General features: G+C 48.2%; 26 protein-coding genes. 11 read left to right on the top strand and 15 right to left on the bottom strand.

The window, feature by feature from the left end:
* Positions 1 to 42: 42 nt before the first annotated feature.
* A complete protein-coding gene (locus ACTHUM_RS01540) occupies positions 43 to 906 on the bottom strand; it encodes a phosphoribosylaminoimidazolesuccinocarboxamide synthase (protein ID WP_049322835.1) in 864 nt (287 codons plus the stop codon).
* 163 nt (positions 907 to 1,069) lie between these two features.
* On the bottom strand, positions 1,070 to 2,524 hold the full coding sequence (locus tag ACTHUM_RS01535) for a calcium-binding protein (RefSeq protein WP_371440882.1): 1,455 nt from the start codon (positions 2,522 to 2,524) through the stop codon (positions 1,070 to 1,072).
* 441 nt (positions 2,525 to 2,965) lie between these two features.
* Between ACTHUM_RS01535 and rfbD the strand changes: the two genes are divergently transcribed.
* The 4 genes from rfbD (at position 2,966) to ACTHUM_RS01515 (ending at position 8,101) form a co-directional block, all read left to right on the top strand.
* Positions 2,966 to 3,829 (top strand): dTDP-4-dehydrorhamnose reductase, encoded by an 864-nt coding sequence (rfbD, locus tag ACTHUM_RS01530; protein ID WP_314765942.1) that lies wholly within the window; start codon positions 2,966 to 2,968, stop codon positions 3,827 to 3,829.
* Positions 3,830 to 3,979: 150 nt separating this feature from the next.
* Entirely contained in the window at positions 3,980 to 6,826 is a 2,847-nt protein-coding gene (gene uvrA / locus ACTHUM_RS01525; RefSeq protein ID WP_440361171.1) for an excinuclease ABC subunit UvrA, read from the top strand.
* Between the two features lie 12 nt (positions 6,827 to 6,838).
* Entirely contained in the window at positions 6,839 to 7,270 is a 432-nt protein-coding gene (locus ACTHUM_RS01520) for a hypothetical protein (RefSeq protein WP_314376869.1), read from the top strand.
* Positions 7,271 to 7,279: 9 nt separating this feature from the next.
* The gene (locus ACTHUM_RS01515; RefSeq protein ID WP_314765940.1) at positions 7,280 to 8,101 is read left to right on the top strand and encodes a hypothetical protein; all 822 of its coding nucleotides are present in this window, start codon (positions 7,280 to 7,282) and stop codon (positions 8,099 to 8,101) included.
* Here ACTHUM_RS01515 and ACTHUM_RS01510 read toward each other — a convergent pair whose 3' ends face one another.
* From ACTHUM_RS01510 to ACTHUM_RS01485, 6 genes are all read right to left on the bottom strand, one after another.
* Positions 8,102 to 8,329 carry a hypothetical protein gene (locus ACTHUM_RS01510; RefSeq protein WP_440360786.1) on the bottom strand — a complete coding sequence of 76 codons (228 nt, stop codon included), beginning with the start codon at positions 8,327 to 8,329 and terminating at the stop codon, positions 8,102 to 8,104.
* 81 nt (positions 8,330 to 8,410) lie between these two features.
* Positions 8,411 to 8,800, bottom strand: coding sequence for a DUF5339 family protein (locus ACTHUM_RS01505; protein ID WP_070504841.1), 390 nt, complete (start codon positions 8,798 to 8,800; stop codon positions 8,411 to 8,413).
* A 192-nt stretch (positions 8,801 to 8,992) separates the two neighbouring features.
* Positions 8,993 to 10,837, bottom strand: a complete 1,845-nt coding sequence (gene nrdD, locus ACTHUM_RS01500; RefSeq protein WP_440361192.1) for an anaerobic ribonucleoside-triphosphate reductase — start codon at positions 10,835 to 10,837, stop codon at positions 8,993 to 8,995.
* Positions 10,838 to 10,891: 54 nt separating this feature from the next.
* Positions 10,892 to 11,401 carry an anaerobic ribonucleoside-triphosphate reductase activating protein gene (nrdG, locus tag ACTHUM_RS01495; RefSeq protein ID WP_440361172.1) on the bottom strand — a complete coding sequence of 170 codons (510 nt, stop codon included), beginning with the start codon at positions 11,399 to 11,401 and terminating at the stop codon, positions 10,892 to 10,894.
* 287 nt (positions 11,402 to 11,688) lie between these two features.
* Positions 11,689 to 12,831 (bottom strand): THUMP domain-containing class I SAM-dependent RNA methyltransferase, encoded by a 1,143-nt coding sequence (locus ACTHUM_RS01490; protein ID WP_440361173.1) that lies wholly within the window; start codon positions 12,829 to 12,831, stop codon positions 11,689 to 11,691.
* Between the two features lie 116 nt (positions 12,832 to 12,947).
* Positions 12,948 to 14,339: a nucleobase:cation symporter-2 family protein gene (locus tag ACTHUM_RS01485; protein WP_004519768.1), complete on the bottom strand. Its 1,392-nt coding sequence runs from the start codon at positions 14,337 to 14,339 to the stop codon at positions 12,948 to 12,950.
* 336 nt (positions 14,340 to 14,675) lie between these two features.
* Here ACTHUM_RS01485 and dapA point away from each other — a divergent pair, with 336 nt between their 5' ends.
* The 7 genes from dapA (at position 14,676) to ACTHUM_RS01450 (ending at position 20,134) form a co-directional block, all read left to right on the top strand.
* Positions 14,676 to 15,551, top strand: a complete 876-nt coding sequence (gene dapA / locus ACTHUM_RS01480) for a 4-hydroxy-tetrahydrodipicolinate synthase (RefSeq protein WP_004519769.1) — start codon at positions 14,676 to 14,678, stop codon at positions 15,549 to 15,551.
* An 82-nt stretch (positions 15,552 to 15,633) separates the two neighbouring features.
* Entirely contained in the window at positions 15,634 to 16,764 is a 1,131-nt protein-coding gene (gene bamC, locus ACTHUM_RS01475; protein ID WP_004519770.1) for an outer membrane protein assembly factor BamC, read from the top strand.
* A gap of 122 nt (positions 16,765 to 16,886) precedes the next feature.
* Entirely contained in the window at positions 16,887 to 17,117 is a 231-nt protein-coding gene (locus ACTHUM_RS01470; RefSeq protein WP_039862168.1) for an NGO_0222 family membrane protein, read from the top strand.
* A 9-nt stretch (positions 17,118 to 17,126) separates the two neighbouring features.
* Positions 17,127 to 17,720, top strand: a complete 594-nt coding sequence (gene rdgB, locus ACTHUM_RS01465) for an RdgB/HAM1 family non-canonical purine NTP pyrophosphatase (RefSeq protein WP_004519772.1) — start codon at positions 17,127 to 17,129, stop codon at positions 17,718 to 17,720.
* Positions 17,721 to 17,773: 53 nt separating this feature from the next.
* On the top strand, positions 17,774 to 18,136 hold the full coding sequence (locus ACTHUM_RS01460) for a hypothetical protein (protein ID WP_004519773.1): 363 nt from the start codon (positions 17,774 to 17,776) through the stop codon (positions 18,134 to 18,136).
* A 96-nt stretch (positions 18,137 to 18,232) separates the two neighbouring features.
* The gene (hemW, locus tag ACTHUM_RS01455; RefSeq protein ID WP_004519774.1) at positions 18,233 to 19,408 is read left to right on the top strand and encodes a radical SAM family heme chaperone HemW; all 1,176 of its coding nucleotides are present in this window, start codon (positions 18,233 to 18,235) and stop codon (positions 19,406 to 19,408) included.
* A 135-nt stretch (positions 19,409 to 19,543) separates the two neighbouring features.
* Positions 19,544 to 20,134 (top strand): opacity family porin, encoded by a 591-nt coding sequence (locus ACTHUM_RS01450; protein WP_049336597.1) that lies wholly within the window; start codon positions 19,544 to 19,546, stop codon positions 20,132 to 20,134.
* Positions 20,135 to 20,245: 111 nt separating this feature from the next.
* Here the strand turns inward: ACTHUM_RS01450 and ACTHUM_RS01445 are convergent, their stop codons facing one another.
* From ACTHUM_RS01445 to ruvB, 7 genes are all read right to left on the bottom strand, one after another.
* On the bottom strand, positions 20,246 to 20,614 hold the full coding sequence (locus ACTHUM_RS01445; RefSeq protein ID WP_004519776.1) for a VanZ family protein: 369 nt from the start codon (positions 20,612 to 20,614) through the stop codon (positions 20,246 to 20,248).
* Entirely contained in the window at positions 20,611 to 20,820 is a 210-nt protein-coding gene (locus ACTHUM_RS01440) for a hypothetical protein (protein WP_039862142.1), read from the bottom strand. Before ACTHUM_RS01440 ends, ACTHUM_RS01445 begins: the two co-directional genes overlap by 4 nt.
* Before the next feature lie 107 nt (positions 20,821 to 20,927).
* A complete protein-coding gene (gene pth, locus ACTHUM_RS01435) occupies positions 20,928 to 21,506 on the bottom strand; it encodes an aminoacyl-tRNA hydrolase (RefSeq protein ID WP_003683307.1) in 579 nt (192 codons plus the stop codon).
* A gap of 54 nt (positions 21,507 to 21,560) precedes the next feature.
* Positions 21,561 to 21,833 carry an RnfH family protein gene (locus ACTHUM_RS01430; RefSeq protein WP_004519778.1) on the bottom strand — a complete coding sequence of 91 codons (273 nt, stop codon included), beginning with the start codon at positions 21,831 to 21,833 and terminating at the stop codon, positions 21,561 to 21,563.
* Positions 21,826 to 22,257 (bottom strand): type II toxin-antitoxin system RatA family toxin, encoded by a 432-nt coding sequence (locus ACTHUM_RS01425; RefSeq protein WP_003683270.1) that lies wholly within the window; start codon positions 22,255 to 22,257, stop codon positions 21,826 to 21,828. Before ACTHUM_RS01425 ends, ACTHUM_RS01430 begins: the two co-directional genes overlap by 8 nt.
* 90 nt (positions 22,258 to 22,347) lie before the next feature.
* Positions 22,348 to 24,255 (bottom strand): ATP-binding cassette domain-containing protein, encoded by a 1,908-nt coding sequence (locus ACTHUM_RS01420; protein ID WP_049336595.1) that lies wholly within the window; start codon positions 24,253 to 24,255, stop codon positions 22,348 to 22,350.
* A gap of 122 nt (positions 24,256 to 24,377) precedes the next feature.
* The gene (gene ruvB / locus ACTHUM_RS01415; RefSeq protein WP_039862144.1) at positions 24,378 to 25,409 is read right to left on the bottom strand and encodes a Holliday junction branch migration DNA helicase RuvB; all 1,032 of its coding nucleotides are present in this window, start codon (positions 25,407 to 25,409) and stop codon (positions 24,378 to 24,380) included.
* Between the last annotated feature and the right edge of the window lie 54 nt (positions 25,410 to 25,463).

The raw sequence follows: 25,463 nt of genomic DNA, 5'->3' as shown, positions 1-25,463 counted from the left end.
GTCTGAAACATATCCTTTTCAGACGGCCTTCAAACTTAAAAATCAATCCTGAGTCAGCAAAGTCAATGCTTCCTGATATTTTTCGACTGTTTTCTGAATTACATCGGCAGGCACTTTAGGCGCAGGCGCTTTTTTGTTCCAACCGCTTTGCTCCAGCCAGTCGCGGACAAACTGTTTGTCAAAAGACGGCGGATTGGTGCCGACTTTGTATTGATCGGCAGGCCAAAAACGGCTGGAATCAGGCGTCAACACTTCGTCCATCAAAGTCAACGTACCTTCTTCATCCAAACCAAATTCAAATTTAGTGTCGCAAATAATGATACCGCGGGATTTGGCATATTCGGCCGCTTCCGTATAAAGCTGAATCGCTTTGGCACGTACTTCCGCCGCCAATTCTTTGCCGATAATGCGTTCGCATTCTTCAAAGCTGATGTTTTCATCATGATCGCCGACTGCGGCTTTGGTTGACGGCGTAAAAATTACTTCGGGCAACTGCTGCGCTTCCTGCATACCTTCAGGCAGTTGAATACCGCAGACAGAACCGGTTTTTTGATAATCTTTCCAACCGCTACCTGCCAGATAACCGCGCACAATGGCCTCCACTTTCACCGGAGTGAGTTTTTTAGCCACGACGGCGCGTTTCTCCAAAGCTTTGGCTTCGTTTTCAGGCAAAACATCGTAAACCGTTTGGCCGGTAAAATGGTTAGGCATGATATGAGCCAGTTTTTTAAACCAAAAATTGGAAATCTGCGTCAGAATCTCCCCTTTACCCGGAATCGGATCATCCAAAATCACATCGAATGCAGACAGACGGTCGGAAGCAACCATCAACATACGTTTATCGTCAATTTCGTACAAATCGCGGACTTTGCCGGAGTAGATTTTTTTCAAGCTGATTTCAGACATTTCAGGTATCTCTTTGGTAAACAGAAGAATTTGGTATTTTAGCCCAATTTAGCATCTTTCGTCAGATTGTTTACAAAATAAAGGCCGTCTGAAACCTTATAGCTCGGTTTCAGACGGCCTTAGCCTTTGATTTTAGGGACAAACCCTAAAAACCATCATCCTATCAGATGGCAGGAGCCTGAGTCTGATCTTGGATTTGGTTCACAGCAGACAGAGAGTAGTAGTCGCCGTGGCCGGTTACTTGGTAAGTGCTACCGTCAGCAAACTTGAAGTTTTCAACTTTGTGATCGTTACCGGTAAACCAGTCATCGATGGTGATGCTGTCGTTAGTACCAACAGAAACAGTCAAGTTAGCACCTGATTTGCTCAGCAATACGTCAGAAGCTGCAACGCCTTTACCGAACAACAAGGTGTCATTACCGCTTTCTTCACGGATAGTGTCGTGACCGTAACCTTTGTCGAAGAAGTAAGTATCGTTACCGGTACCGCCGATCAGGATGTCGTTGCCGACGCCGCCGTCGAGGTAGTCGTTACCGTCTTTACCCACCAGGCAGTCGTCGCCAGCCAAACCGTACAGATGGTTGTCGCCGCCGTTGCCTTCGATGTTGTTGTTCAAAGAGTTACCGGTACCGTTCAGGTTTTGCATACCTTGCAAAATCAGGTTTTCAACGTGATCGGTCAAGGTGTAGTCAATAACGGTACGGACAGTATCGATACCGGCGTGTGCATTGCCGTACTCGATAACTTGGTCGTTAACGTTGTCAACGAAGTAAACGTCGTTACCGTCGCCACCGCGCATGATGTCCGCGCCGGAACCACCGTTCAGGTAGTCGTTACCGGCACCGCCTTGCAGGTAGTCTTTACCTTCTTCACCGTACAGAGAGTCACCGTCGGCATCACCGTAAATGGTGTCGTTACCAGCACCGGCGTAGATTACGTCTGTGCCGTTGCCACCGTAGATGATGTCTTCGCAAGCAGTACCGTAAATGGTATCTTTAGCATCAGTACCGCGGATAACGTTGCCGTCTTTGCAGTCTTCAGCTCGGATGACATTACCTGGGTTTTTGTCTTCGTGACCGTATGAGTTGTTTTGGTTATGGTCGTCAACACAGTCTTTGCAGTCTGGCTCTGGCTTAGGCTCAGGTTTTGGTTCTGGCTTAGGCTCAGGTTTTGGCTCTGGCTTAGGTTCTGGTTTAGGCTCAGGTTTTGGTTCTGGCTTAGGCTCAGGTTTTGGTTGTGGTTTTGGTTCTGGTTGCGGTTCTGGCTGTGGCTCAGGCTTAGGCTCAGGTTTTGGTTGAGGCTTAGGCTGAGGTTTAGGTTGTGGTTTTGGACATGGGATCGGTTTGATTGGATCGCAGTTGTAAGGTGGGCAAACCGGAACACATTTGTAGTTAGGAGTTTTTGCCGGTGGGCAGAAAGCCGCAATAGCAGAAACCAGACCGGTTACCGCGTTAACTACTGACACGCCGACGCTGGCAATGCTAGCGATGCTGCCGATAGAAACAGAAGATTTTGCTGCAGGAGCGCAGTAGTAAGAAGAGTAGGAAGCCTTAGGCGCGGGTGCGCAGTAAGAACTAACCAGGGGTCTAGTATAATACCCCCCGTAACAGTATGCCATAATAATTACTCCCAAAAGTTAATAAAATATTGGGTTGACGGAACGAGCAAATCCGCCCTTGCCCAATTATTATTTTAGTAATATTTTGCAAAATATTTACTCAAAAATATCAAACGGTAGAATTTGCCGATAAAAGGACGGAGTTTGGCCTATTTTTAAATTCCATTCTCCTAGCAACAATAAAAACATTAACATTGATTCACACTCTCTCAAACAGCATAGATCCTTTATCTATCTTGTTAAAAGCTGAATTTTAACTATAGTTATAGTAAACAAACATAATACCGATAAGTAGTTATTATTATGGATAGATAATATCGACAATTTACCCAAATACAGCTACATCCGCATTTTGTTCTACGCCAATAATGTGAATTTGTCGTATTTACACTATAATGACACGAACACCTATTTAACAGCTATCAGAGGAGATACTCAACCATGCGTACTTTATTGACCGGAGCCAAAGGCCAGCTTGCCCGTTGTCTGCGCGACCGCCTGCCCGAAGATTGGGAACTGATTGCTACCGATTCGACTTCGCTGGACATTACCGATACCGAAGCCGTGCATCACATGATCAAAAACTTCCAACCAGATGCCATCGTTAATGCCGCAGCTTACACTGCCGTCGATAAAGCAGAAGAAAACGCTGAAGCTGCTTTTGCCGTCAACGCAACCGCTGTTCACAACCTGGCCGCAGCCGCCCGCGCCGCACACGCCCGCTTTATCCATATTTCCACTGATTATGTATTCGACGGCGAAGGCAAACGCCCTTACCGCGAAACCGACTACACCAATCCACGCAGCACTTACGGTCAATCCAAAGTAGCAGGCGAGCTTTTGGCTTTAGCCGCGCATCCTGAAAGCACTATTGTCCGTACTTCATGGCTGTTTAGCGAATACGGCAGCAATTTCGTCAAAACCATGCTGCGCCTTGCCAAAGAACGCGATTCCCTCTCTGTCGTTCACGACCAAACCGGCTGTCCGACTTATGCAGGCGACTTGGCACGCGCCATTATCGAATTATTACAACAACCCACCTCTCCACGCGGCATCTTCCATTACTGTGGCAATAAATCGGCAACATGGTACGAATTTACCAAAGCCATCTTTCAGACGGCCCACCAATTAGACGACAACTTCCGCATTCCGGAACTGAACGCAATTACCACTGATCAATACCCCCTGCCCGCACCACGTCCGGCATACAGCATCATGGATTGCTCACGCCTAGAGACCGAATTTGGTATCAAACCGTCCGACTGGCAAAAAGCCCTGCGCGAAATTCTCCGCAAAATCGACTAATAAGCTGATTCATCTATATCAAGGCCGTCTGAAAACATATTTTCAGACGGCCTCTTTGTTTCTTTTATATCAAATGCTTTATCTATCCAGTCTGTCATTTGAAAAGTGCTACAATAGCCGTTTATTTTATTTTTCAGACGGCCTGACAATATGTGCAACCATCATCCCAAACATTCACACGATAATGACACCATCCGCATCCGCGGCGCGCGTACACATAATTTGAAAAATGTCGATTTGGACATTCCGCGCCACAAGCTCGTGGTGGTAACAGGATTGTCAGGCAGCGGCAAATCGTCGCTGGCGTTTGATACTTTATATGCCGAAGGCCAACGCCGTTATGTTGAAAGCCTTTCCGCCTATGCTCGTCAATTTTTGCAGATGATGGACAAACCCGATGTCGATTTGATCGAAGGCCTCTCGCCCGCAATTTCCATCGAGCAAAAATCCACCAGCCACAACCCGCGTTCCACCGTCGGCACGGTAACAGAAATCCACGACTACCTGCGCCTTTTATACGCCCGCGTCGGCACGCCGTATTGCCCCGAACACAACTTGCCGCTATCCAGCCAGACCGTGTCGCAGATGGTCGATGCCGTGTTGAAACTGCCGGAAGACACACGCGTAATGATTCTTGCGCCGGCGGTGCGCGAGCGTAAGGGCGAGTTTGTCGATTTCTTTGCCGACTTGCAGGCTCAGGGCTTTGCGCGTGTACGCGTGGACGACGAGGTCTATCAGCTTGACGAAGTACCGAAGCTGGAAAAAAACATCAAACACAATATCGACGTGGTCATCGACCGCGTGAAAGTGAAGGCGGACATCAAGCAGCGGCTGGCGGAAAGTTTTGAAACTGCATTACGCCACGGCAACGAGCGCGCGCTGGCAATGGAGATGGAAAGCGGCGAAGAACATTGGTTCTCCGCGCGTTTTGCCTGTCCCGTATGCTCATACAGCCTACCCGAATTAGAGCCGCGCCTGTTTTCCTTCAACAACCCGATGGGTTCCTGCCCGACTTGCGACGGCTTGGGCAACACCAACTTTTTCGACTCCGAAAAAGTGGTCGCCCATCCCGAATTATCCTTAGCCGCAGGCGCGATTGACGGCTGGGACAAACGCAACCAATTCTATTTCCAAATGATTCAATCGCTGGCGCATCATTATAAATTTGATGTCAACGCCGCTTGGGAAACCCTACCGGAAAAAGTCAGAAAAGTTGTCTTGCACGGTTCGGGTAAAGAAGTCATCGACTTCACCTACCTGTCCGAACGCGGCACCACCTTCAACCGCAGCCACGCCTTCGAAGGCATCATTCCCAATCTCGAACGCCGCTACCGCGAAACCGACAGCGAAACCGTGCGCGAAAAACTGCGCGAATACCAAAACCACCGCGCCTGCCCGAGCTGCGGCGGCGCACGTTTGCGCAAAGAAGCGCGCTACGTTTACGTCAGCGGCGAACCGTTGCACGAAGTTTCCGCCTGGCCGCTGACCGAAACCCACCAATTCTTTGAAACGCTGGATTTGGACGGCAACAAAAAACAAATCGCCGAAAAAATCCTCAAAGAAATCACCGAGCGGCTCGGCTTCCTGATCAACGTCGGACTGGATTACCTGAATCTCTCCCGCTCCGCCGAAACCCTTTCCGGTGGCGAAGCCCAGCGCATCCGCCTCGCCAGTCAAATCGGCAGCGGACTGACCGGCGTAATGTACGTTTTGGACGAACCCTCCATCGGCCTGCACCAGCGCGACAACGACCGCCTGCTCGCCACACTCAAACGCCTGCGCGATTTGGGCAACAGCGTTATTGTGGTCGAACACGACGAAGACGCCATCCGCGAAGCCGATTTTGTCGTCGATATGGGTCCCGGCGCAGGCGAACACGGCGGCAACGTACTGATTGCCGATACCCCCGAAAACGTCGCCAAATGCGAGCAATCCATTACCGGACAATACCTCAGCGGTAAAAAATCCATTGCCGTGCCGTCTGAACGCACGCCCGTCAATCCCGACCGAATGCTCGTCCTCAAGGGCGCGCGCGGCAACAACCTCAAAAACGTTACCCTCGAACTGCCGCTCGGTTTGATTACCTGCATCACCGGCGTATCCGGCAGCGGCAAATCCACCCTGATTAACGACACCCTCGCCAAAATCACCGCCCGCGAACTCAACCGCGCCCAAGAAGAACCCGCCCCATACGACGACATCCATGGCCTCGAACACCTCGACAAAGTCATCAACGTCGACCAATCCCCCATCGGCCGCACCCCGCGTTCCAACCCCGCCACCTACACCGGCCTGTTCACCCCCATCCGCGAACTCTTCGCCGGTGTACCTCTCTCGCGCGAACGCGGCTACAACGTCGGCAGATTCTCCTTCAACGTCAAAGGCGGCCGCTGCGAAGCCTGCCAAGGCGACGGCGTCATCAAAGTCGAAATGCACTTCCTGCCCGACGTGTACGTCCCCTGCGAAGTCTGCCACGGCAAACGCTACAACCGCGAAACGCTCGAAATCCAATACAAAGGCAAAAACATCAGCCAAGTCCTCGACATGACCGTTGAAGAAGCCCGCGAATTTTTCGACGCCGTTCCCACCGTATCGCGCAAACTGCAAACTCTGATGGACGTAGGCCTCGGTTACATCCGCCTCGGCCAATCCGCCACGACCCTCTCCGGCGGCGAAGCCCAACGCGTCAAACTCGCCTTGGAACTCTCCAAACGCGACACCGGCAGAACGCTCTACATCCTCGACGAACCCACCACCGGCCTGCACTTCGCCGACATCGCCCTATTGCTGGAAGTCATAGGTCGTCTGAAAGGCAAAGGCAACTCGATAGTGATTATCGAGCATAATCTGGATGTGATTAAAACAGCGGATTGGATTGTGGATTTGGGGCCGGAAGGCGGCGATGGTGGTGGTAAAATTATCGCTTCAGGTAGCCCTGAGGAAGTGGCGAGGGTTAAGGGAAGTTATACTGGAAAGTATTTGAAGACAGTTTTATAAAGGAAAATAGCAATGTCTTTTGATAATGATTTTTATAGAGATGAAATTTCTGATATTCAAGATAGCATTAAAGCTCAAGATGCTAAAATTGGTATTCTATGTGTGATTTGCTTTCTGCCAATTAGCCAAGCAACAAACTCTGCTGAGCTAATCACTAAAATATTACAACATTCTTGCTTCGGAAAAATACTAATATTTATCATTGGATTATCTTGGTTTTTATCTATTGGCTCATTATTTTTTGCTCTGTATCCAAGATTTAAGAAAAAGCATCCTACTCTTGCAGAGAAAGAAACGAAAGATCATAATGTTCAACAATTAGAAATTGAATTAAATAACTTATACGATATATTAAAAATTAAAATATCTGCTATTAAAATAGCCTTATGGGCTATTTCATTATTTTGCTTATTATGTCTCCTTGCCATTATATTTTCGATTTAAGGGATGAAAATGACTAGCTATATGAATGATTTTCAGAGAGAAATGATACAAGATTTAATTAATAAACAATTAGATATTGCTGATCAATTTTGGAAAGAAAGTGGATCAAATTTGGAAAATGAAGAATCTAAAAGGCGTGAGCTTGCTTTTGAAAGCCTTAATAAGTCTGAAAGTATAGTTTGTGATAGTGCAGAACCCCTTGATACTAGGTTACCGGGGGTCCCTAAAATTCCTGAATACAAAAGTAGAAATGAAGAATTAATTGCACTAGTTGCTGACATGCGAGACTCAACTAAACATGCAAAAACCCAAATTAATGTACAAGGACAACCTTTTAGTCCTTTGCGCAGAATTTTTCTAGAAACATCAGCCTTATTACCAGCTATAGAAAAAACTATAAACTTTGAAAATGGGGAAGTCACAGAATATCTAGGAGATGGGGTTTTAGGTTTCTTTCAGTTGACAGGAGAAGATGAGGATATTTATAAAGTTAATAGAACAGCTCAAAGGATTATCTTTGATGTCAGAGAATTAGTAAATAATTCAATATCTAACAGATACGGGTTACCTAAAGAAATTCATATAGGTGTTGGATTAGCAAAAAGTCATACTATCATACATGCAATTGGTTTAGATAATAAGAAACATGTAAAAGCGTTTGGTAGTTGCGTATATGATGCAACAAAATTATCATCTGGCCGTAATAAAATTGGTGTTTCTCCTGAAATTCGAAAGATGTGGCCACAAGGAAGGGGAGGTCAGATTCGTTTTAGACCTAAAAACTTCCTAAATATTTTTTCAGGATTTGAAATTACAAATTCAAATGAATAATTATATAAGCAAGCCGTAGCCTGCATACTCAACCGACCGCGTGCGTGGCTGCACCACACACCCTACCTGTGAATTACACGGAACTTCAAAACCAGCGCGTAGGGTGTGTGCGGTACGCACGCACGCGGTTGTTTGATTGATGGCTTTCTGTTGTAAATTAAACTTAGTTAAAACTAACGCTTTCAGACGGCATGAAAAATGGCCGTCTGAAAATTGAAAATATTTCATCTAAAATAACTCTCCTAACTCACAAAACAAAAAACGGATTCCAAATCATTGGAATCCGTTTTTCTGTAAAGCTTAGCCGTATTATTTAGCTTCTTCTTTAGCGTCTTCAGCAGCTTCTTTGGCATCTTCCGCTGCGTCTTTTGCTTCTTCTTTAGCCTCTTCAGCGGCATCTTTGGCTTCTTCGGCTTTTTCTTCAGGAGTTTCTGCAGCAGGAACGCCTTTCAAAGCGTCCAAAGAAGTTTTACAAGTTGCATCACGTTGGTCTGCAGGCAGGTTTTTCAACGCCTCTTTGGTTTGTTCGAAAGATTTTTGCATCATGTCTTTGGTTGCGGCATCTACGTCTTTAGTTGCTTCGGCAAATGCTTTTTCGTACTCGTCACAAACGGCAGAAGAAGATGAGCCTGAACCGCCGCCGCATGCTGACAGGGACAGAGCAGCCAACAAAGCTGCCAATAAAGCTGATGTTTTCATGTGTCTCTCGCTTTTTTTGAATTTGGGTTAAAGGATGTTATATGTTAATTCATTATATTACAGTGTCAAGCATTGTTGTTTAATTTAATTAAAATCATGCAGCTGAAAGAATCAATCTATCTAAAACATGCTAAAGGCCGTCTGAAATTTCAGACGGCCTTTGCTTTTTTTAAGTAATCCTTTTTTCAATGATTACGCCGCTTTACGGTGATAATGTCTGAGCGCATGCTCTTTGCGCCGTCCGCTTGAGAAGGCGGATACTCGCTTCAGATACCCGATGACGCGGGTGCCGTAGTCGATGTCGTGCGAGCCGCAGGCTGAACAGGCGTGCAGGGTGCGTTTATCGATATGGCCGCATTCGTTGCAGATGGTGATGCGCACGTTCACGCAGAAGTAGTTGCAGCCGGTTTGCGCGGCGATGTCCAAGAGCGAGCGGTAGCCGGATTCGGGCAGGGCTTCGTCAAGGTTCAGGTGCAGCGCGGAGCCGCCGTCGAGCCAGTCCACCAGTTCTTTGCCGTGCAGCAGGAATTTGTCGAGCGCGTTGATTTCTTCGTCTTCGACGACGTAGAAATAGGAGTTGTAGCATTCACGGCTGACTTTATAGCCGTCGGCTTTGTCCCATTTGGCGTTTTTCACGCCGAGGTTTTCGGCGGGGACGAACTCAGTGTTGAACTTCACGCCGTAGTGTTTGCTGGCGGCTTGATTGGCTTCAAATATGGTTTTCAGACGGCCTTGGACAAAGTTGATGTAGTCATCGTTGTAGCCGACTTTAATGCCTTGCGATTCGGCGGCTTCCGCCATGCCGTTGATGCCGATGGTGAGGAACTGTTTGTCCAGCGTGATGAAGCCTGCATCGTAAACGGGCAACATGCCGGCGGCTTGGTATTCTTCCATCAGTTTGCGGTAGGCGTATTGGTATTTGTGGATTTTGGCCACTTCGGCGGCAAGGTCGCGCCCGTCTTGCTCCAATCGGTTCATATTGATGGTGATGACGTTGATGGAACCGGTCGCCACGCCGCCTGCGCCGAGGGTATAGCTGAAAGTGCGGTCTTCGATGGCGTTACGCAGACGGCAGCAGGAAGCCAACGAGTCGGGGTTGTCGGAAAGATAGACGAAGAAGGAATTGCCTTCCGCCAACTCTTTCGCCATTTCGTCAGCGAACACGGTGTCTTTGCATTTGCCGCTGTCGGTCAGCATCGCAGCGGTCACGACGGGAAAAGTCAAAACGGCTTTGCTGCGCTCTTGATTAAACCATTTGAGGAAGAAGTTTTGCAGCTTCGCCACGCTCGCCCATACCGGTTTGCTGAAATCGGGAAAGACGAAATCGCCGAACATCGCGTCAAAATAGTATTGATCGTAAACGGAAATGTTCCAAAATACGCTCTGATAGCCGCGTGCGGCGGCGGGCTGGTTGATGCTGTACACCACCTGCTGCATATGGTTGGCAATTTCTTTGCCATGGGTTTCCAAATAATCGTCGCCGTAGTCTTTGCGGGCAAAGTAGTCAAAATAGGTCAGAAATTCCACCGTCGCCACCGCGCCGGCAAATTGCGCGCTAATGGCAAACACAAGATTGATAAACGAGCCGCAAAATGATGCCAAATGTTGTGGCGCTTTGGATTCGCCGCCGAGTTTGCTTAAGCCGTCGAGCAGGAAAGGATACAGCGTAACCGACACACAATAAGGCTTGAGGCTGGTTTCGTCGTGCACATAAATCTCATGCGCCTCAATCTGGCGGATGTATTCGTCGGCGACGGATTGGTCGAAAATTTCGGCGATTTTGCGCGATACTTGGGCGCGGTTAATCTGCACGAAAAAGTCTTTCATGATTTCCGCTTCCATCGTGGCGATGTTTTTCTGGGTAACGTTGGCATTGGCGTCTATTTTCGAGCCGTCCGCCGCGTTTTGCGCGCTGATGTAGTCGCGCATGAATTGTAGTTTTCCGTTTAACTGTTCGGGATGCAGCCGAATCATGTTAATTCTCCTGTATGGTTTGGATGATTTATTAAACAATGACGGTTGGGCCGTCTGAAACATCGCTGTCAGCGAATACAATAAATTCAATTTAAATCAGTGCAATACAGCATTGAGCTAAATTGAAGCCACTGGAAAAACTTTAGGCGCAGGTTTGTCTTTGATAAACAATCGGTTCAACACTTCGCCCGTACGCAAATCGATAAACTTCTGGTTGGTGGTCGGGCTGTCCAAGCCGCCCAGTTCCATCTGCCAGCGGCCGGTTTTCAGATACGTCAGATAAGGCAGGATGCCGTCTGAAACCGCCTCCAGCTCCTCACGCTCCAGGCCTGTGTACAAACAGGCTTTCAAACCCGCCTGTGTCACGATGCCCAACATTTTCTGCAAGGCTTCCGGCTGCCATTCTCCGCCCATAAACAACACGCATGTGATCAATCCGTGATAGCGTTTCAGACGGCCTTTTAAATAATCCTCGGTCAATTCCGTGCCGATGCCCTCTTTCCACGTATCGGCACTATGACAGCCTTTACAACGCAGCGGACAACCGGAAAACAGAAACGCCAGCGACACTTCGCCCGGCACTTCCTGCCATACAATTTGCTCGATTGTAAATTTCAAACCGCTCATTGCAATGCCATAAAACACAATATATGGTGTGCATTAAAACACAATACTACTAGATATGGTATTTTATTTAACAATCCATCTTTATTTTGTAATAGCTTTTTATAATTTGATAGATTGTAAATTTCAATAATTACATCTACATGGCTCCATTGATAAAGGCCGTCTGAAAACAATTTCAGTATATTAATATAAAAAAAGAAAAGCAAACTCCGTTATAACAAAGACGGTTTTAACAAATAAAAAAAGGCCGTCTGAAATCATCTTTCAGACGGCCTCTATTTCAGGTTTTAGCCCCGATTCGAGCCTTTAACCATATCCATCAAAAACAATCGGCAATCCAAATTACCGTTAAACAGCGGAATCTTACGCTTCGGAGAAAGGCGCATAAATTTCGGCATATCTCGATCGCCGGTAAACATTCCGGCAAGCCAGCCTGCGTAATGCTGTTTCAACCATGTGCCCAGTTGCGGATAAAGCGCCTGTAAAGCCTGAATTTCTGCAAGGCGCACGCCATAAGGTGGATTGGAAATCATAATGCCGTGTTCGCCGTTCGGTCGCGCAGCCTGCGCATCTTGCACGTCAAAGCGGATGAAATTATCCACTTCGGCGGCTTGGGCATTGGCCAATGCGGCACGAATCATATAACGGTCGTTGTCGCTGCCGGAAATTGGCGCGGCGGCCGGTTTGATTTGTTTTTCAGCCTCACGGCGCAGGGCTTGCCATTTTTCTTTGTCGAAGTTTTGCAGTTTTTCAAAACCGAAACGACGCATCAAGCCCGGCGCACGGTGTGTCGCAATCCATGCTGCCTCAATGGCAATCGTGCCACTGCCGCAAAACGGGTCTTGGAAAGGCTGCGTACCGTCATAGCCTGCCAAAAGCAGCAAACCTGCCGCCAAGTTCTCTCTCAATGGCGCTTCGCCGGTATCCTGACGATAGCCGCGTTTGAAGAGTGCTTCGCCGGAAGTATCGATAAAGATTTCCACGTTGCGCTCATCGATAAAGGCATGAATGCGGATATCGGGGTTGATTTTACCCACGCTCGGACGCGCATCATAAATATCGCGGAATGCATCGCAGACGGCATCTTTGATTTTCAAACCGACAAAATCCAAGCTTTTCACATTGGCGCGCTTGCCTTCGACTTTGACTTTAAAGGTCTGCTCCAGCTTAAACCAACCCGTCCAATGCAGATTTCGTGCGAGTTTGTAGATATCGTGTTCGTTGCGATAACCGCCTTTAGTCAAACGCAGTAAAACACGGCTGGCAACGCGCGAATGCAGGTTGATGCAATACACCTGCTCCATCGTGCCTTTACATGCCACACCGCCGTCAACAGCACGTATATCCTGACATGCCATGCTTTCGAGTTCTTGCGTCAAAGGCGCTTCCAAACCGCGAGGACAAGTGATAAAAAGTGAATAAACCGTCATATAAAACCTTTCCGGGTAGGGCTATCCGAACCACTCGGATAACAAATAAAAACAATATTATAGCCGAAAACCAAAAGGCCGTCTGAAACTTCAGACGGCCTTTGAATAAAGCTTGCTTAGTGCTCCAAACTATCGGTTTCCACCTTAACCGCTTTATCGGTTTTATCCTCCGGCAAAACCAAGTTCAACAATACTGCCATAATACCGCCTGCGGAAATTGAGTTTTGGAACAATACCGGCAGGTTTTTGAACACTTCCGGCTCAAATGCCACGCCCAAACCCAAACCGACAGAAGTCGCCGCGATAACTGCTTCACGACGGCGAATACCGTGGCTGACCAAAATCCGCACGCCGGCAATCGCAATCAGGCCAAACATCAACACCATCGCGCCACCCAAAACAGGACTCGGAATCGTAGTAAACGCGCGGCCGATGACGGGGAACAAACCCAACAATACCAAAATCGCCGCAATATATTTGCCCACATGACGCGAAGCCACGCCGGTCATTTGAATCACGCCGTTATTTTGCGCAAACGTGGTTAAAGGCAAAGAGCCCAACGCAGTCGCAATTACAGAAACCAAACCATCTGCCAATACGCCACCGCGCAGACGTTTGGTGTATTCCTCACCCTCAATCGGCTGCTCGGAGACCATCGCAGTCGCCGTCAAATCGCCCACTGCTTCAAATACGCTCAACAGGAAAATCGCACCGGCAACGATAAACGCGTGCCAATCAAATGCGAAACCATATTTAAACGGAACAGGCAGGGTAATCAGCGGCAGGTTTTGCAGGGCGGAAAAATCTACTTTGCCCAAAAACAGCGCAACAATATAACCGACAATCAAACCCACCGCGATGCCGCTCATACGCAGCAATGGGTTTTTCAAGCAGTTGAAAACCAATACAATCAGCAACACCAGCGATGCCAGACCTAAGTTTTCCATCGAACCGAACGTACCGTCTGCTTTCGCACCGAAGCCGCCGCCAAAGTCAGTAATGCCGACATGCACCAAGCTCAAGCCGATCAACATGACGACCACGCCGCTTACAGTCGGCGTAATCACTTTTTTCAGATAAGGCAAAAGCCAAGCGGAGAAGCACACCAAAAACGCGCCAACAAAGGACACGCCCAAGAGCGTTGAAATCATCACATCTTTAGTCAAGCCGCCCTCTTTCATACCGGTACCGAGCGCAATCATCACGGTAACAAAAGAGAAGTTGACCGACTGAATCGACAACATACCCGAACCGACCGGCCCGAAACGGTTAACCTGCAAATAAGTGCCGACACCTGAAGCCACCATCGCCATCGACACCAAATAAGCCGTCATTTCAACCGGCAGCTCCAACGCCCCGCCGACAATCAATGCCGGAGTAATCATCGGGACAAAAATCGCCAGAAGGTGCGTAACCGCACTCAACAACGCATTCCCAAACGGCGGCTTGTCTTCCAAACCATAAACCAAATCAAGCGATTCCGCCTGTTTTTCAGTCATTCCGGCCATGTTGAACCTTCTCTCAAGAATCGTTAAAAAATATTAAGATGCGTATTTTAACCAATTTGAAATGTATCAGCAAATTCAAAACCATCAGGCCGTCTGAAAGTTCCGCCCAGCCGTTTTCAGACGGCCTCAAACCGCCTTAACACATTTTAATTCTTGACATCATTTTTCTACCTAAAAACAAACAAACCAATGATTTAAAAATGTATTATTCATTAAGATAATGACAAGTCACCATTAAACAGCAAAGCCTCATAGCGGATATGTTTCACACAAACAACAAAGTAAGCTACAATCCACTGCATAATTCACCCACACCATAAAATTAAAGGTTTCCGTATGTTAAAAGGCAGTCTGGTTGCCCTGATTACTCCGATGAATCAAGACGGCAGCATCAACTACGAACAACTTCACGACTTAATCGACTGGCACATTGAAAACGGCACCGACGGTATCGTCGCAGTCGGCACCACCGGCGAGTCAGCCACCCTGCCTGTCGAAGAACATTTGGCCGTTATTGAAGCCACTGTCAAACACGTCAACAAGCGCGTTCCCGTTATCGCCGGTACAGGCGCCAACAATACTGTCGAAGCCATCGCCCTTTCCAAAGCCGCCGAGCAAGCCGGTGCGGACTACACCTTATCTGTTGTTCCCTACTACAACAAACCTTCGCAAGAAGGCATTTACCAACATTTCAAAGCCATCGCCGAAGCCACTTCGATTCCGATGGTTATCTATAATGTTCCCGGCCGTACCGTCGTCAGCATGAGCAACGACACTATTTTGCGTTTGGCCGAGATTCCGAATATCGTCGGCGTGAAAGAAGCCAGCGGCAATATCGGTAACAACATCGAATTGATCAACAGCGTTCCTGAAGGTTTTGCAGTATTCTCCGGCGATGACCCTACCGGCCTGCCTTTCATGCTGTGTGGCGGTCATGGCGTGGTAACCGTTGCAGCCAACGTTGCACCGAAACTCTTTGCCGATATGTGCCGAGCCGCCCTTGAGGGCGATATTGCGACCGCCCGTCGTCTAAACGAGCAACTTATCCCAATTTATAACACCATGTTCTGCGAGCCCAGCCCGGCCGCGCCCAAATGGGGCCTGAGCTTATTGGGCAAATGCGAACCCCATGTTCGCCTGCCTTTGGTAGCACTGACCGAAGCCGGTCAAGCCAAAGTCCGAGCCGCTCTGGAAAAATCAGGACAAATCTGATCCGGAAATAAGGCCGTCTGAATCCCAAACACCCTTTTTCAGACGGCCTCCCTGTTAAGAACTCCATCCACAGGAAAACAAGATGACCTATATTAAACCCATCGTAGTAGCCCTCGCCCTGATTAGCATGACTGCCTGTTCCGGCAGCAAAAAAGAACAACCCAAACTCGACTATCAAAGTCAATCTCACCGCCTAGTCAAACTGGAAGTACCACCTGATTTGAACAACCCAGACCAAGGCAACCTCTATCAATTACCGGCAGGCAGCGGCGCCGTCCGCGCCAGCGATTTCAACAAACGCCGCACCCAAGCCGTACAGCAGCCTGCAAATGCAGAAGTCTTGAAATCCGTTAAAGGCGTACGCCTTGAGCGTGACGGCAACCAACGCTGGTTGGTTGTCGAAGGCAAATCGCCTCGCGAAATTTGGCCTTTGCTGAAAGTGTTCTGGCAAGAAAACGGTTTCGACATCAAATCTGAAGAACCGGCCATCGGCCAAATGGAAACCGAGTGGGCTGAAAACCGAGCCAAAATCCCTCAAGACAGCCTGCGCCGTCTGCTGGATAAAGTCGGCTTGGGCGGCATCTACTCTACCAGCGAACGCGACAAGTTCATCATCCGCATCGAACAAGGTAAAAACGGTTCGACCGACATCTTCTTCGCCCACAAAGGCATGAAAGAAGTTTATGCCGACCGTAAAAAAGACACTACGATGTGGCAGCCAAGCGAGAGCGACCCTAACCTCGAAGCCGCATTCCTCGCCCGCTTTATGCAATATTTGGGCGTTGACGGTCAGCAAGCCGAACAAGCTCTGACCCAAAGCGTTGCCGCCCGCAGCAATGCTTCTGAATTGGCGCGTGTGGACAATGGCACTCTGTTGCTGGCAGGCGATTACGGCCGCAACTGGCGCCGTACCGCCCTTGCGCTTGACCGCATCGGCCTGACTGTTATCGGTCAAAATGCCGAACGCCGCGCCTTCTTGGTTCAACAAGCGCCAACCGAAGGCGAAGCAGTTGCCAATAAAAAACCGGGCCTGTTCAAACGCGTATTTGGCAAAGGCAAAGCAGAAGCGCCAAAAACGTACCCTGAAATCATCGTGTATGTTGAGCCTATCAACAATGGCGCACGCCTCCATCTGTTGAACAAAGACGGCAGCCCATACAAAGGCAGCGATGCCTCCACATTGTTGAGCCGCCTGCACACAGAATTGCGTTAATCAGTTATTCAAATTAAGGCCGTCTGAAATATTCAGACGGCCTTTTTAACGAATCCGGCATGGTTTCAAATTCCCAATCTGACGTTATAATCAGAACATTTTTCCCCCTTACCCAAGCTGCCATGACCCGACAAAAAGCCTATCTGCTCCTGACCGCCCTGTTTACCCTGATGTTTATCGTACTGATTCTGTTGGGCGCTTATCTTCTAAGCATTCACAGCAAACAATTTGCCGTTGCCACCTTTCTGTTTGCCTTTGCCGCCGTTTTTGCCCAAATCGGCAGCCTTGCCCTTTACATCCGCCACAAAGCACGCGCACAAATTGCTCGTATGCAGCAAACCGAAAACCATTAAGGAAAAACCATGTTTGAAAAAATCGTCCTTGCCAGTGGCAACGCAGGCAAACTCAAAGAATTTTCCCGCCTCTTTGCCGACTTAAACATCGAAGTCCTGCCGCAATCGCAGTTCAATACGCCCGAATGTCCCGAACCGTACCATACCTTTGTTGAAAATGCCCTGGCTAAAGCACGTCATGCCGCCAAATACAGCGGCTTACCGGCACTTGCCGACGACTCCGGCATCTGCACCAACGCCTTAAACGGCGCACCCGGCATTTTCTCCGCACGTTATGCAGGCGAAAACCCTAAATCCGATGCCGCAAACAACGCCAAACTCTCTGCCGATCTTGCCGATAAAGACGATAAAAGCTGCTACTACGTCTGCGTACTCGTCCTCGTCCGCCACGAAAACGACCCGCAACCCATTATCGCCGAAGGCATCTGGCGCGGACAATGGCAGGCAGAAGCAGCCGGCACAAACGGCTTCGGCTACGACCCGCATTTCTATCTGGCCGAACACGGTTGCACCGCTGCCGAGCTTGATCCTGAAATCAAAAATGCCGAAAGCCACCGCGCCCAAGCTTTGCGTGAATTGTTAAGAAAAATCGAATCCTTATAAATCAATAACAGGCCGTCTGAAACCTTCAGACGGCCTACCTCACATTCATTCCCATGCCCAAACCCTCGCCTGAAGAATTGGCAGCCTTTGCAAAACACGTCGCTGCCTTCATCCCAACCACACCTGACGAACTTCTGCAACTCATTGATAGTCAAGAAACTGCTATCGTCTTTTTAGGCAAACCAAGCTGTTCATACTGTCGCCGTTTTGTTGCAAAACTATTTACCGTTTCCTTAAACAAGCAGCTTACTATCCGCTTTACAGACAGCAGCAACAAAGCAGCTTTAAAGACTTTTCGTGAACAACACGGCATCAAAACTGTTCCCGCATTACTCAACATCTCACAAGGCAAAATAAAATTTGTCTGCAATTCCAAATTATCAGAAGAAGAAATTGAAGCTTTTTTGAGCGCTTAGACTGCGCAAATTTCCTACTGATTACTTTCCCGGCCGACATTTCAGTTAAAATAACGGCCTAAAAATTTCAGACGGCCTTGAGCCTCAACACATACCATGACCCAAATCACTTTCCAACGCCCCGGCCAGCTAACCGCCCTGCCTCCTTTATCACTCTATATCCATATTCCTTGGTGCATCAAAAAATGTCCATATTGCGACTTCAATTCCCACAGCCTGAAAAACGGCCTGCCGGAAGAAGCCTATATCGATGCCCTATTAACCGACTTGCAGCTTGAGTTACCCAATATTTGGGGCAGACCGATAGAAACGATATTCTTCGGCGGCGGCACACCCAGCCTGTTTCAAGCGGAATCAATTGACCGTTTGTTAAGTGGCGTGCGTTCGCTGTTGCGCTTGCAACCCGAAGCGGAAATTACTTTAGAAGCGAACCCCGGCACATTTGAAATTGAGAAGTTTCAAGGATTTAAAGACGCAGGTATTACGCGCCTATCTATCGGCGTACAAAGTTTTAACGACGATATGCTTGCTCGATTGGGACGCGTTCACAACGGCAAAGAAGCACTGACAGCCATTGATACTGCATTGAAATTATTTGATAAAGTCAATATTGATTTGATGTATGCCCTGCCAAACCAAACGGTTCAGACGGCCCTAAACGATGTGCAAACCGCTATTGCAACAGGCGTATCGCATATCAGCGCATATCATCTGACAATGGAACCGAACACGCCTTTCGGTCATACGCCGCCAAAAGGATTACCGCAAGATGAAGCGGCGTTGGATATTGAAGATGCTGTACACGGTGCATTAGAAAGCGCAGGCTTTATCCACTACGAAACATCGGCTTTTGCAAAACCTGGTATGCAGTGCCGCCATAATTTGAACTACTGGCAGTTTGGCGATTACTTAGGCATAGGTGCAGGCGCACACGGCAAAATTTCCTATCCCGACCGTATCGAGCGAACTGTCCGCCGTCGCCATCCCAACGACTATCTTGCCGCTATGCAGGGCAATCCGCATGAAGCAGTTGAGCACAAAACCGTTGCTTCCGAAGACCTTCCATTCGAGTTCATGATGAACGCCCTGCGCCTGACCGATGGCGTACCTGCTGCAATGTTGCAGGAACGTACCGGCGTCCCCACTGCAAAAATCATGGCTCAAATCGAAACCGCCAGACAAAAAGGCCTGCTTGAATCAGATCCGACCGTGTTCCGCCCGACCGAGCAAGGCCGTTTGTTCTTAAACGACTTGTTACAGTGTTTTTTATAAGTGCTTTTTTACAACAGTTAAAACATTTTTAGATTTGCTTAATTTACGACAAGAAAATACAATCTGAATAATTGTTGGGAACGACCAACCCCGGCGATTATCCACTACTCCTAATCCTACATTAAGGACAAAACAATGAAAAAAGTTCTGGTAACACTGATTGCTCTTTCCCTGCCTACATTTGCATTGGCTGATGCAACCAAAGGTTTTTATGTTCAAGCTGATGCTGGTTATTCTACTGTTAAGATTAAAGACAACTCTGGTGAAGAGGAATTCTCTGATAAAGCAAAAGGCTTTAGCCCTCGTCTATCTGCTGGTTATGATTTTGGTGACTTCCGTGTTGCAGCAGACTATACACATCATAAATCTATTGAAAGAGGTGAATACGAGGATGACAGTCACTTATATTACAAACTGAAATTTCAAAGTATTGGCGTTTCAGCAATCTATGACTTCAATACTAATACACCTGTTAAGCCCTACGTTGGTGCTCGTTTAGGTATTAATCGCGTTTCATTAAATTCTGATGAAGCCGACCCTGGTTTTCACTATACAGAACATTCACGAAAAACCAAAATGGGTATTGGTGCATTGGCTGGTGTAAGCTACGAAGTAACGCCTAATGTTGCTTTAGATGCTGGCTATCGCTACAACTATTGGGGCAATTTTGAAGAGACCAAAATTCAATCCCACGAAGTATCTGCCGGTGTACGCGTAAAATTCTAATTTTTAAATATTTGGTATAAAGCAACGATCGCTTCATACATCAAGTAACAAAAGGCCGTTTGAAACCTATTTCTCAGGATTTCAGACGGCCTTTAAGTTTTTTAAATATGTCTAACTTTTTGCTGCTTTTATTTTTTCTGCAAACCACAGTGCCGCAGCCGTACCTGCCATATCGGCAATGCCGTCCGCGATCGAACCTTGGCGCGTAGCAGTCAGAAATGCCTGAGCCAGCTCGCTTCCTATGGCAAACAATAAAGCGGCAAACAGAATGCCTTTATAGGGAATAGTCCTATTGTCTTGAATAAATATTTTTGCACACAACCATGCCTGACCGAAGAACAGCCCGAAATGGCCGACTTTATCAAAATGAGGGAATGGTGGAGCGCTATTGCCGCCCTCTTTGAAAAGTAAGGCATAAATGGCGGCGGCAAACCAAATCAAGGCAGCGACAGTAAATTTGTTTAACGGCAAGGCTTTCATTTATCGGCCTCTTCATCCAACCATGTTTGGCAGATATCTGCCAAGCGGACAAATTTCCCACCCCGCGCCTTCAAAATATCACGCCATTGTGCCACTTCTTCTGCATCCGGGGCATCTTCAATACTGCATTCGTAAAGGCAGAAGTCTAATGTTTCGCCAACAATGCCTGGGGCTTCGGTCTGCATAAGACTGGTCAGTTCGTTCATATTTACTGTTTCTTTGATTCGTTTATCACTAGTCAGATCACACTGCCTGTTTTCAGGCCGTCTGAACATGATGTGCAAGGCTGCCCGTTTGGTTTGGTTTGGGTACGCTACTTACTGTGTAAAAAACGTGTTGCTTCTTCCCATTCGCCATTCAACACGGCCGGCAATCCTTGCAGGGATTTGGCGATGGAATCATCAATTTGCTGTCTGTGTTCCGCCGACGGTTTATTCAACACATAACCGACAACCAGATTACGGTCGCCCGGATGATCAATACCCAAGCGCAGGCGGTAGAAATTAGGCGTACCCAAGCGAGCCTGAATGTCTTTGAGGCCGTTGTGTCCGCCGTTGCCGCCGCCAAGTTTGAATTTGATACGGCCGCATGGAATATCCAGCTCGTCATGAACCACCAAGATTTCCTCCGGCTTGATTTTGTAAAACTGAGCCAAAGCGGCTACTGCCTGACCGGAGCGGTTCATAAAGGTCATGGGTTTGAGCAGCCAAACATCACCATCAGGCGTAGTGGCGCGCGCTACTTCGCCGTAAAATTTCTTTTCGTCTTTAAAATTGACTTTCCATTTCCATGCCAGTTCGTCCAACAGCCAAAAGCCGACATTGTGGCGCGTTTGTTCGTATTCTTGGCCTGGATTGCCCAAACCGACAATTAATTTAATTTTCAAGCTCATTACTGTTCTTTCAGTTTGACAGGCCGTCTGAAAAAGTTTCAGACGGCCTTTGATTTATTCTTGCCCAGCGCGTTTACGTCGCGCTTCTTTCGGATCAATCAACAATGGGCGATAAACCTCAATCCGATCGCCATCGCGCAACGCTGTTTCGTCTTTCACAGCCTTGCCGAAAATACCCAAAGGCGCTTGCTGTAAATCCAATTCCGGAAACTCTATCTCCAAACCGCTTTGTCGGGCAGCTTCGCGTACGGTTGTTCCTTCGGCAACGGTCATACCCTTCAACACTTGCCTATCGGCCAGTCCGTAAACAATTTCAATCTCAAGCATAGCGGCGGTCGGCCTCTTTAATAAAAGCATCCACCAGCGTGCCGGCGAGATGGCCGAATACCGGGGAAATCATGGCAGAGAGTACGGCATTGGAGAAATCGTATTCTAATCTGAATTCGACTTTGCACATATCATCGCCCAAGTCGATAAATTTCCAAGTGCCGCGCAGGGTTTTAAACGGCCCTTCGAGCAAATCCATGCGGATTTCCTGCCCCGGGATATTGTGGTTGTGCGTCGCAAATGACTGCTTGACGCGCATATAGTCCATAAACAGGCGCGCTTTTAGCTCATTGCCTTTACGTTCGATGACTTCGGTCTTGCTGTACCACGGCAAAAATTTTGGATAGTCCTCAACTTTGTCCACCAGCTCAAACATTTCCTTAGCGCTATGCAGCACCAATACGTTTTTCTCGACTTTTTTCATGTTGGTTGTAGACCTTGTTTTTGAATATTCGGGGTTCAGACGGCATGATTTAGAAAAATATCTGCCCTACTTTGGGACAAAACTCCCAATTTAAACCGCTTCTCCATTTTGTTTCGCTTCCAGCCATTCCCAGCGTTCCAGCTTTTCCAAAAGCGACATCTCGATTTCTTCAGCCCTGCTTTGCAATGCACCTGCTTTTTCGTAATCTTTGAAAATTTCAGGATCGGAAAGCTGGGTATTGATTTCAGCCTGCTCGGTTTCCAAAGCGGCGATTTCATCAGGCAGGGCATCGAGTTCACGCTGTTCTTTGTAGGAAAGTTTGACCGTGCGGTTGGCTTTAGGTTTGATTTTTTCAGGCTCGGCAGCCGCTTTAGGCGCAGAGGCCGTCTGAATTTTCTCTTCCCGCGATTTTGCGTCGATATAGTCCTGATAGCCGCCGATGTATTCTTTCAGACGGCCTTGTCCTTCGAAAACAATGCTTTGGGTAATCACATTATCCAAGAACATACGGTCATGCGAGACAAGGAATACCGTGCCTTGATAATCGCGCAGTAGGTCTTCAAGCAGCTCTTGGGTATCAATGTCCAAGTCGTTGGTCGGTTCGTCCAAGACCAGGATATTGGCGGGGCGGGTGAAGAGTTTTGCCAGCAGGAGGCGGTTGCGTTCACCGCCGGAAAGCGATGAGACGGGACTTTGTGCGCGAGCTGGATGGAACAGGAAATCTTCCAAATAGCTCATCACATGCTTTTTCTTACCACCGACTTCAACGTAATCGTTGCCCTGTCCGAGCGTGTAAAACACAGTGTCGTTTTCATTCAACGCGCTGCGGAACTGGTCGAAATAAGCAACTTCCTGTTTACTGCCGATACGGATTCTGCCGTAGGTCGGCTGCAATTCGCCCAAAATCAGCTTGAGGAAGGTGGTTTTGCCGATGCCGTTTGGACCGATTAAGCCGATTTTGTCGCCGCGCTGCAAGATGGCGGAGAATTTGTCCATGATGACTTTGTCACCATAGGCAAACGAAGCGTGTTCCAGCTCGGCGATGATTTTGCCGCTTTTTTCGCCGCTGTCGAGCTTAAAGTTAACCTGCCCTTGTACGTTGCGGCGTTCGGCGCGCTGGCGGCGCAGTTCTTCCAAACGGCGCACGCGGCCTTCATTACGGGTACGGCGCGCTTCGATGCCTTTACGTATCCACGCTTCTTCCTGAGCATGAAATTTGTCGAAGAGGCGGTTGTGTTCTGCTTCAACCGCCAACTCTTGCGCTTTTTTCTCGCTGTATTTGGAGAACGAGCCAGGATAGGAGCGCAGAATGCCGCGGTCTAGTTCGACGATGCGCGTGGCGATGTTGTCCAGAAAACGGCGGTCGTGGGTAATCACGACCAAGCTGCCTTCAAACGCTTTAAGCAGATTTTCCAGCCAAATAATTGCGTCAATATCCAAATGGTTGGTCGGCTCGTCCAGCAGCAATACGTCGGGCTTTTGCACCCAAGCCTGCGCCAAAGCGACACGCTTTTTCTGACCGCCGGATAGGTTGCCGATTTTTTCGTTTTCCGGCAAACCGAGTTCCCCCAAAGTCTGCTTGACTGCCGCATCCAGCTTCCAGCCGTCCTTCGCTTCAATTTCGAGTTGTAATTCGTTGAGTTCTTTCAATAAAGCCTCACTCGAACCATTTTCCAACTCATGGCTGACATGATGATAACGGCGCAATAAATTGCGAATTTCTCCCAATCCTTCGGCAACGGTATCAAATACGGTTGCGTCCTTATCAAAAAAGGATTCCTGCGGTACATAAACGATTTTGAGGTTGTTTTGAACAATAATCTGCCCATCGTCGAGCTTTTGCACACCGGCGAGAATTTTTAAAAACGAAGACTTACCCGCACCGTTGCGGCCGATTAAACCGATTTTCTCGCCGCTGTCGAGTTGAAAAGAAGTTTTGTCGAGCAAGGCGACATGGCCGACGGCAAAAGAAGCATTTTCTACGGATAAGATATTCATGGGGAAACTTCAAAAAAGAAAAGAGGGACATTTTAACCGATTATCGGCAGATATTTGCCGACAATCATATGAAATTGAAAGTATCAGGCCGTCTGAAAGCAGTTTTCAGACGGCCTTCATTATTATTCTTGAACCTTCAAACCGAAATGCAGATAGGCTCGTTCGGTTGCTACGCGTCCGCGCGGTGTACGCTGCAAAAAGCCCTGCTGAATCAGATATGGTTCAATCACATCTTCGATGGTATCGGTTGATTCGCCAATCGCAGCAGCCACGTTTTCCAAACCGACAGGACCGCCGCTGAACTTGTGCAGAATCGCCTCAAGGAATTTCCTGTCCATCACATCCAAACCCTGACCGTCCACATCCAGCATACTCAAGGCAGCATCGGCAATTTCCGCATCAATGACGCCGTTGTTTTTCACATCGGCATAATCGCGTACACGTCGCAAAAGGCGGTTGGCAATACGCGGCGTACCGCGGCTGCGCTTGGCCACTTCCATCGCACCCTCGTCGCCCATATCCAACTGCAACAACTGGGCAGAACGAGCAACAATAGTCGCCAAATCTTTATTCTGATAAAACTCTAATCGGGACACGATACCGAAACGGTCGCGCAAAGGATTGGTCAGCATACCGGCACGGGTCGTCGCGCCTACCAATGTAAACGGCGGCAAATCGATTTTGACCGAACGCGCGGCCGGCCCCTCGCCTATCATGATGTCCAACTGATAATCTTCAAGCGCAGGATAAAGGATTTCTTCAACCACAGGGCTTAAGCGGTGGATTTCATCAATAAACAGCACATCATGCGGCTCGAGGTTGGTCAACAAGGCTGCAAGGTCGCCGGCACGTTCCAAAACCGGGCCGCTGGTTTGGCGCAAATTAACGCCTAACTCTTTGGCGATAATGTGTGCCAAAGTAGTTTTGCCCAAACCCGGAGGACCAAACAGCAAAGTGTGGTCAAGCGCTTCGCCACGTTTTTTCGCTGCCTGAATAAAAATAGCCAACTGCTCTTTTGCTTTATCCTGTCCGATATAGTCGTCTAAAGTTTTCGGACGTAAAGCGCGTTCAAGCAATTCTTCCTGAGCGGAAATATTTTGAGCAGTGATAATGCGCTGAGGTTGTGCAGAAGTAAGATTATCGGTTTGTAACATAATGTTTCTAAATTCTAAGACCATTCCCGACCCGTTATTTCAGATGGCCCGAAC

This window comes from Neisseria sp. P0021.S006 (genome assembly GCF_051956895.1).
This window is presented reverse-complemented; position numbering and strand designations above follow the sequence as displayed.

Excerpts from the sequence above, each read along its gene's own strand:
- ACTHUM_RS01540 (WP_049322835.1), bottom strand. The coding sequence starts at position 906 with ATGTCTGAAATCAGCTTGAAAAAAATCTACTCCGGCAAAGTCCGCGAT.
- ACTHUM_RS01535 (WP_371440882.1), bottom strand. The coding sequence starts at position 2,524 with ATGGCATACTGTTACGGGGGGTATTATACTAGACCCCTGGTTAGTTCT.
- rfbD (WP_314765942.1), top strand. The coding sequence starts at position 2,966 with ATGCGTACTTTATTGACCGGAGCCAAAGGCCAGCTTGCCCGTTGTCTG.
- uvrA (WP_440361171.1), top strand. The coding sequence starts at position 3,980 with ATGTGCAACCATCATCCCAAACATTCACACGATAATGACACCATCCGC.
- ACTHUM_RS01520 (WP_314376869.1), top strand. The coding sequence starts at position 6,839 with ATGTCTTTTGATAATGATTTTTATAGAGATGAAATTTCTGATATTCAA.
- ACTHUM_RS01515 (WP_314765940.1), top strand. The coding sequence starts at position 7,280 with ATGACTAGCTATATGAATGATTTTCAGAGAGAAATGATACAAGATTTA.
- ACTHUM_RS01510 (WP_440360786.1), bottom strand. The coding sequence starts at position 8,329 with ATGAAATATTTTCAATTTTCAGACGGCCATTTTTCATGCCGTCTGAAA.
- ACTHUM_RS01505 (WP_070504841.1), bottom strand. The coding sequence starts at position 8,800 with ATGAAAACATCAGCTTTATTGGCAGCTTTGTTGGCTGCTCTGTCCCTG.
- nrdD (WP_440361192.1), bottom strand. The coding sequence starts at position 10,837 with ATGTTTCAGACGGCCCAACCGTCATTGTTTAATAAATCATCCAAACCA.
- nrdG (WP_440361172.1), bottom strand. The coding sequence starts at position 11,401 with ATGAGCGGTTTGAAATTTACAATCGAGCAAATTGTATGGCAGGAAGTG.
- ACTHUM_RS01490 (WP_440361173.1), bottom strand. The coding sequence starts at position 12,831 with ATGACGGTTTATTCACTTTTTATCACTTGTCCTCGCGGTTTGGAAGCG.
- ACTHUM_RS01485 (WP_004519768.1), bottom strand. The coding sequence starts at position 14,339 with ATGGCCGGAATGACTGAAAAACAGGCGGAATCGCTTGATTTGGTTTAT.
- dapA (WP_004519769.1), top strand. The coding sequence starts at position 14,676 with ATGTTAAAAGGCAGTCTGGTTGCCCTGATTACTCCGATGAATCAAGAC.
- bamC (WP_004519770.1), top strand. The coding sequence starts at position 15,634 with ATGACCTATATTAAACCCATCGTAGTAGCCCTCGCCCTGATTAGCATG.
- ACTHUM_RS01470 (WP_039862168.1), top strand. The coding sequence starts at position 16,887 with ATGACCCGACAAAAAGCCTATCTGCTCCTGACCGCCCTGTTTACCCTG.
- rdgB (WP_004519772.1), top strand. The coding sequence starts at position 17,127 with ATGTTTGAAAAAATCGTCCTTGCCAGTGGCAACGCAGGCAAACTCAAA.
- ACTHUM_RS01460 (WP_004519773.1), top strand. The coding sequence starts at position 17,774 with ATGCCCAAACCCTCGCCTGAAGAATTGGCAGCCTTTGCAAAACACGTC.
- hemW (WP_004519774.1), top strand. The coding sequence starts at position 18,233 with ATGACCCAAATCACTTTCCAACGCCCCGGCCAGCTAACCGCCCTGCCT.
- ACTHUM_RS01450 (WP_049336597.1), top strand. The coding sequence starts at position 19,544 with ATGAAAAAAGTTCTGGTAACACTGATTGCTCTTTCCCTGCCTACATTT.
- ACTHUM_RS01445 (WP_004519776.1), bottom strand. The coding sequence starts at position 20,614 with ATGAAAGCCTTGCCGTTAAACAAATTTACTGTCGCTGCCTTGATTTGG.
- ACTHUM_RS01440 (WP_039862142.1), bottom strand. The coding sequence starts at position 20,820 with ATGAACGAACTGACCAGTCTTATGCAGACCGAAGCCCCAGGCATTGTT.
- pth (WP_003683307.1), bottom strand. The coding sequence starts at position 21,506 with ATGAGCTTGAAAATTAAATTAATTGTCGGTTTGGGCAATCCAGGCCAA.
- ACTHUM_RS01430 (WP_004519778.1), bottom strand. The coding sequence starts at position 21,833 with ATGCTTGAGATTGAAATTGTTTACGGACTGGCCGATAGGCAAGTGTTG.
- ACTHUM_RS01425 (WP_003683270.1), bottom strand. The coding sequence starts at position 22,257 with ATGAAAAAAGTCGAGAAAAACGTATTGGTGCTGCATAGCGCTAAGGAA.
- ACTHUM_RS01420 (WP_049336595.1), bottom strand. The coding sequence starts at position 24,255 with ATGAATATCTTATCCGTAGAAAATGCTTCTTTTGCCGTCGGCCATGTC.
- ruvB (WP_039862144.1), bottom strand. The coding sequence starts at position 25,409 with ATGTTACAAACCGATAATCTTACTTCTGCACAACCTCAGCGCATTATC.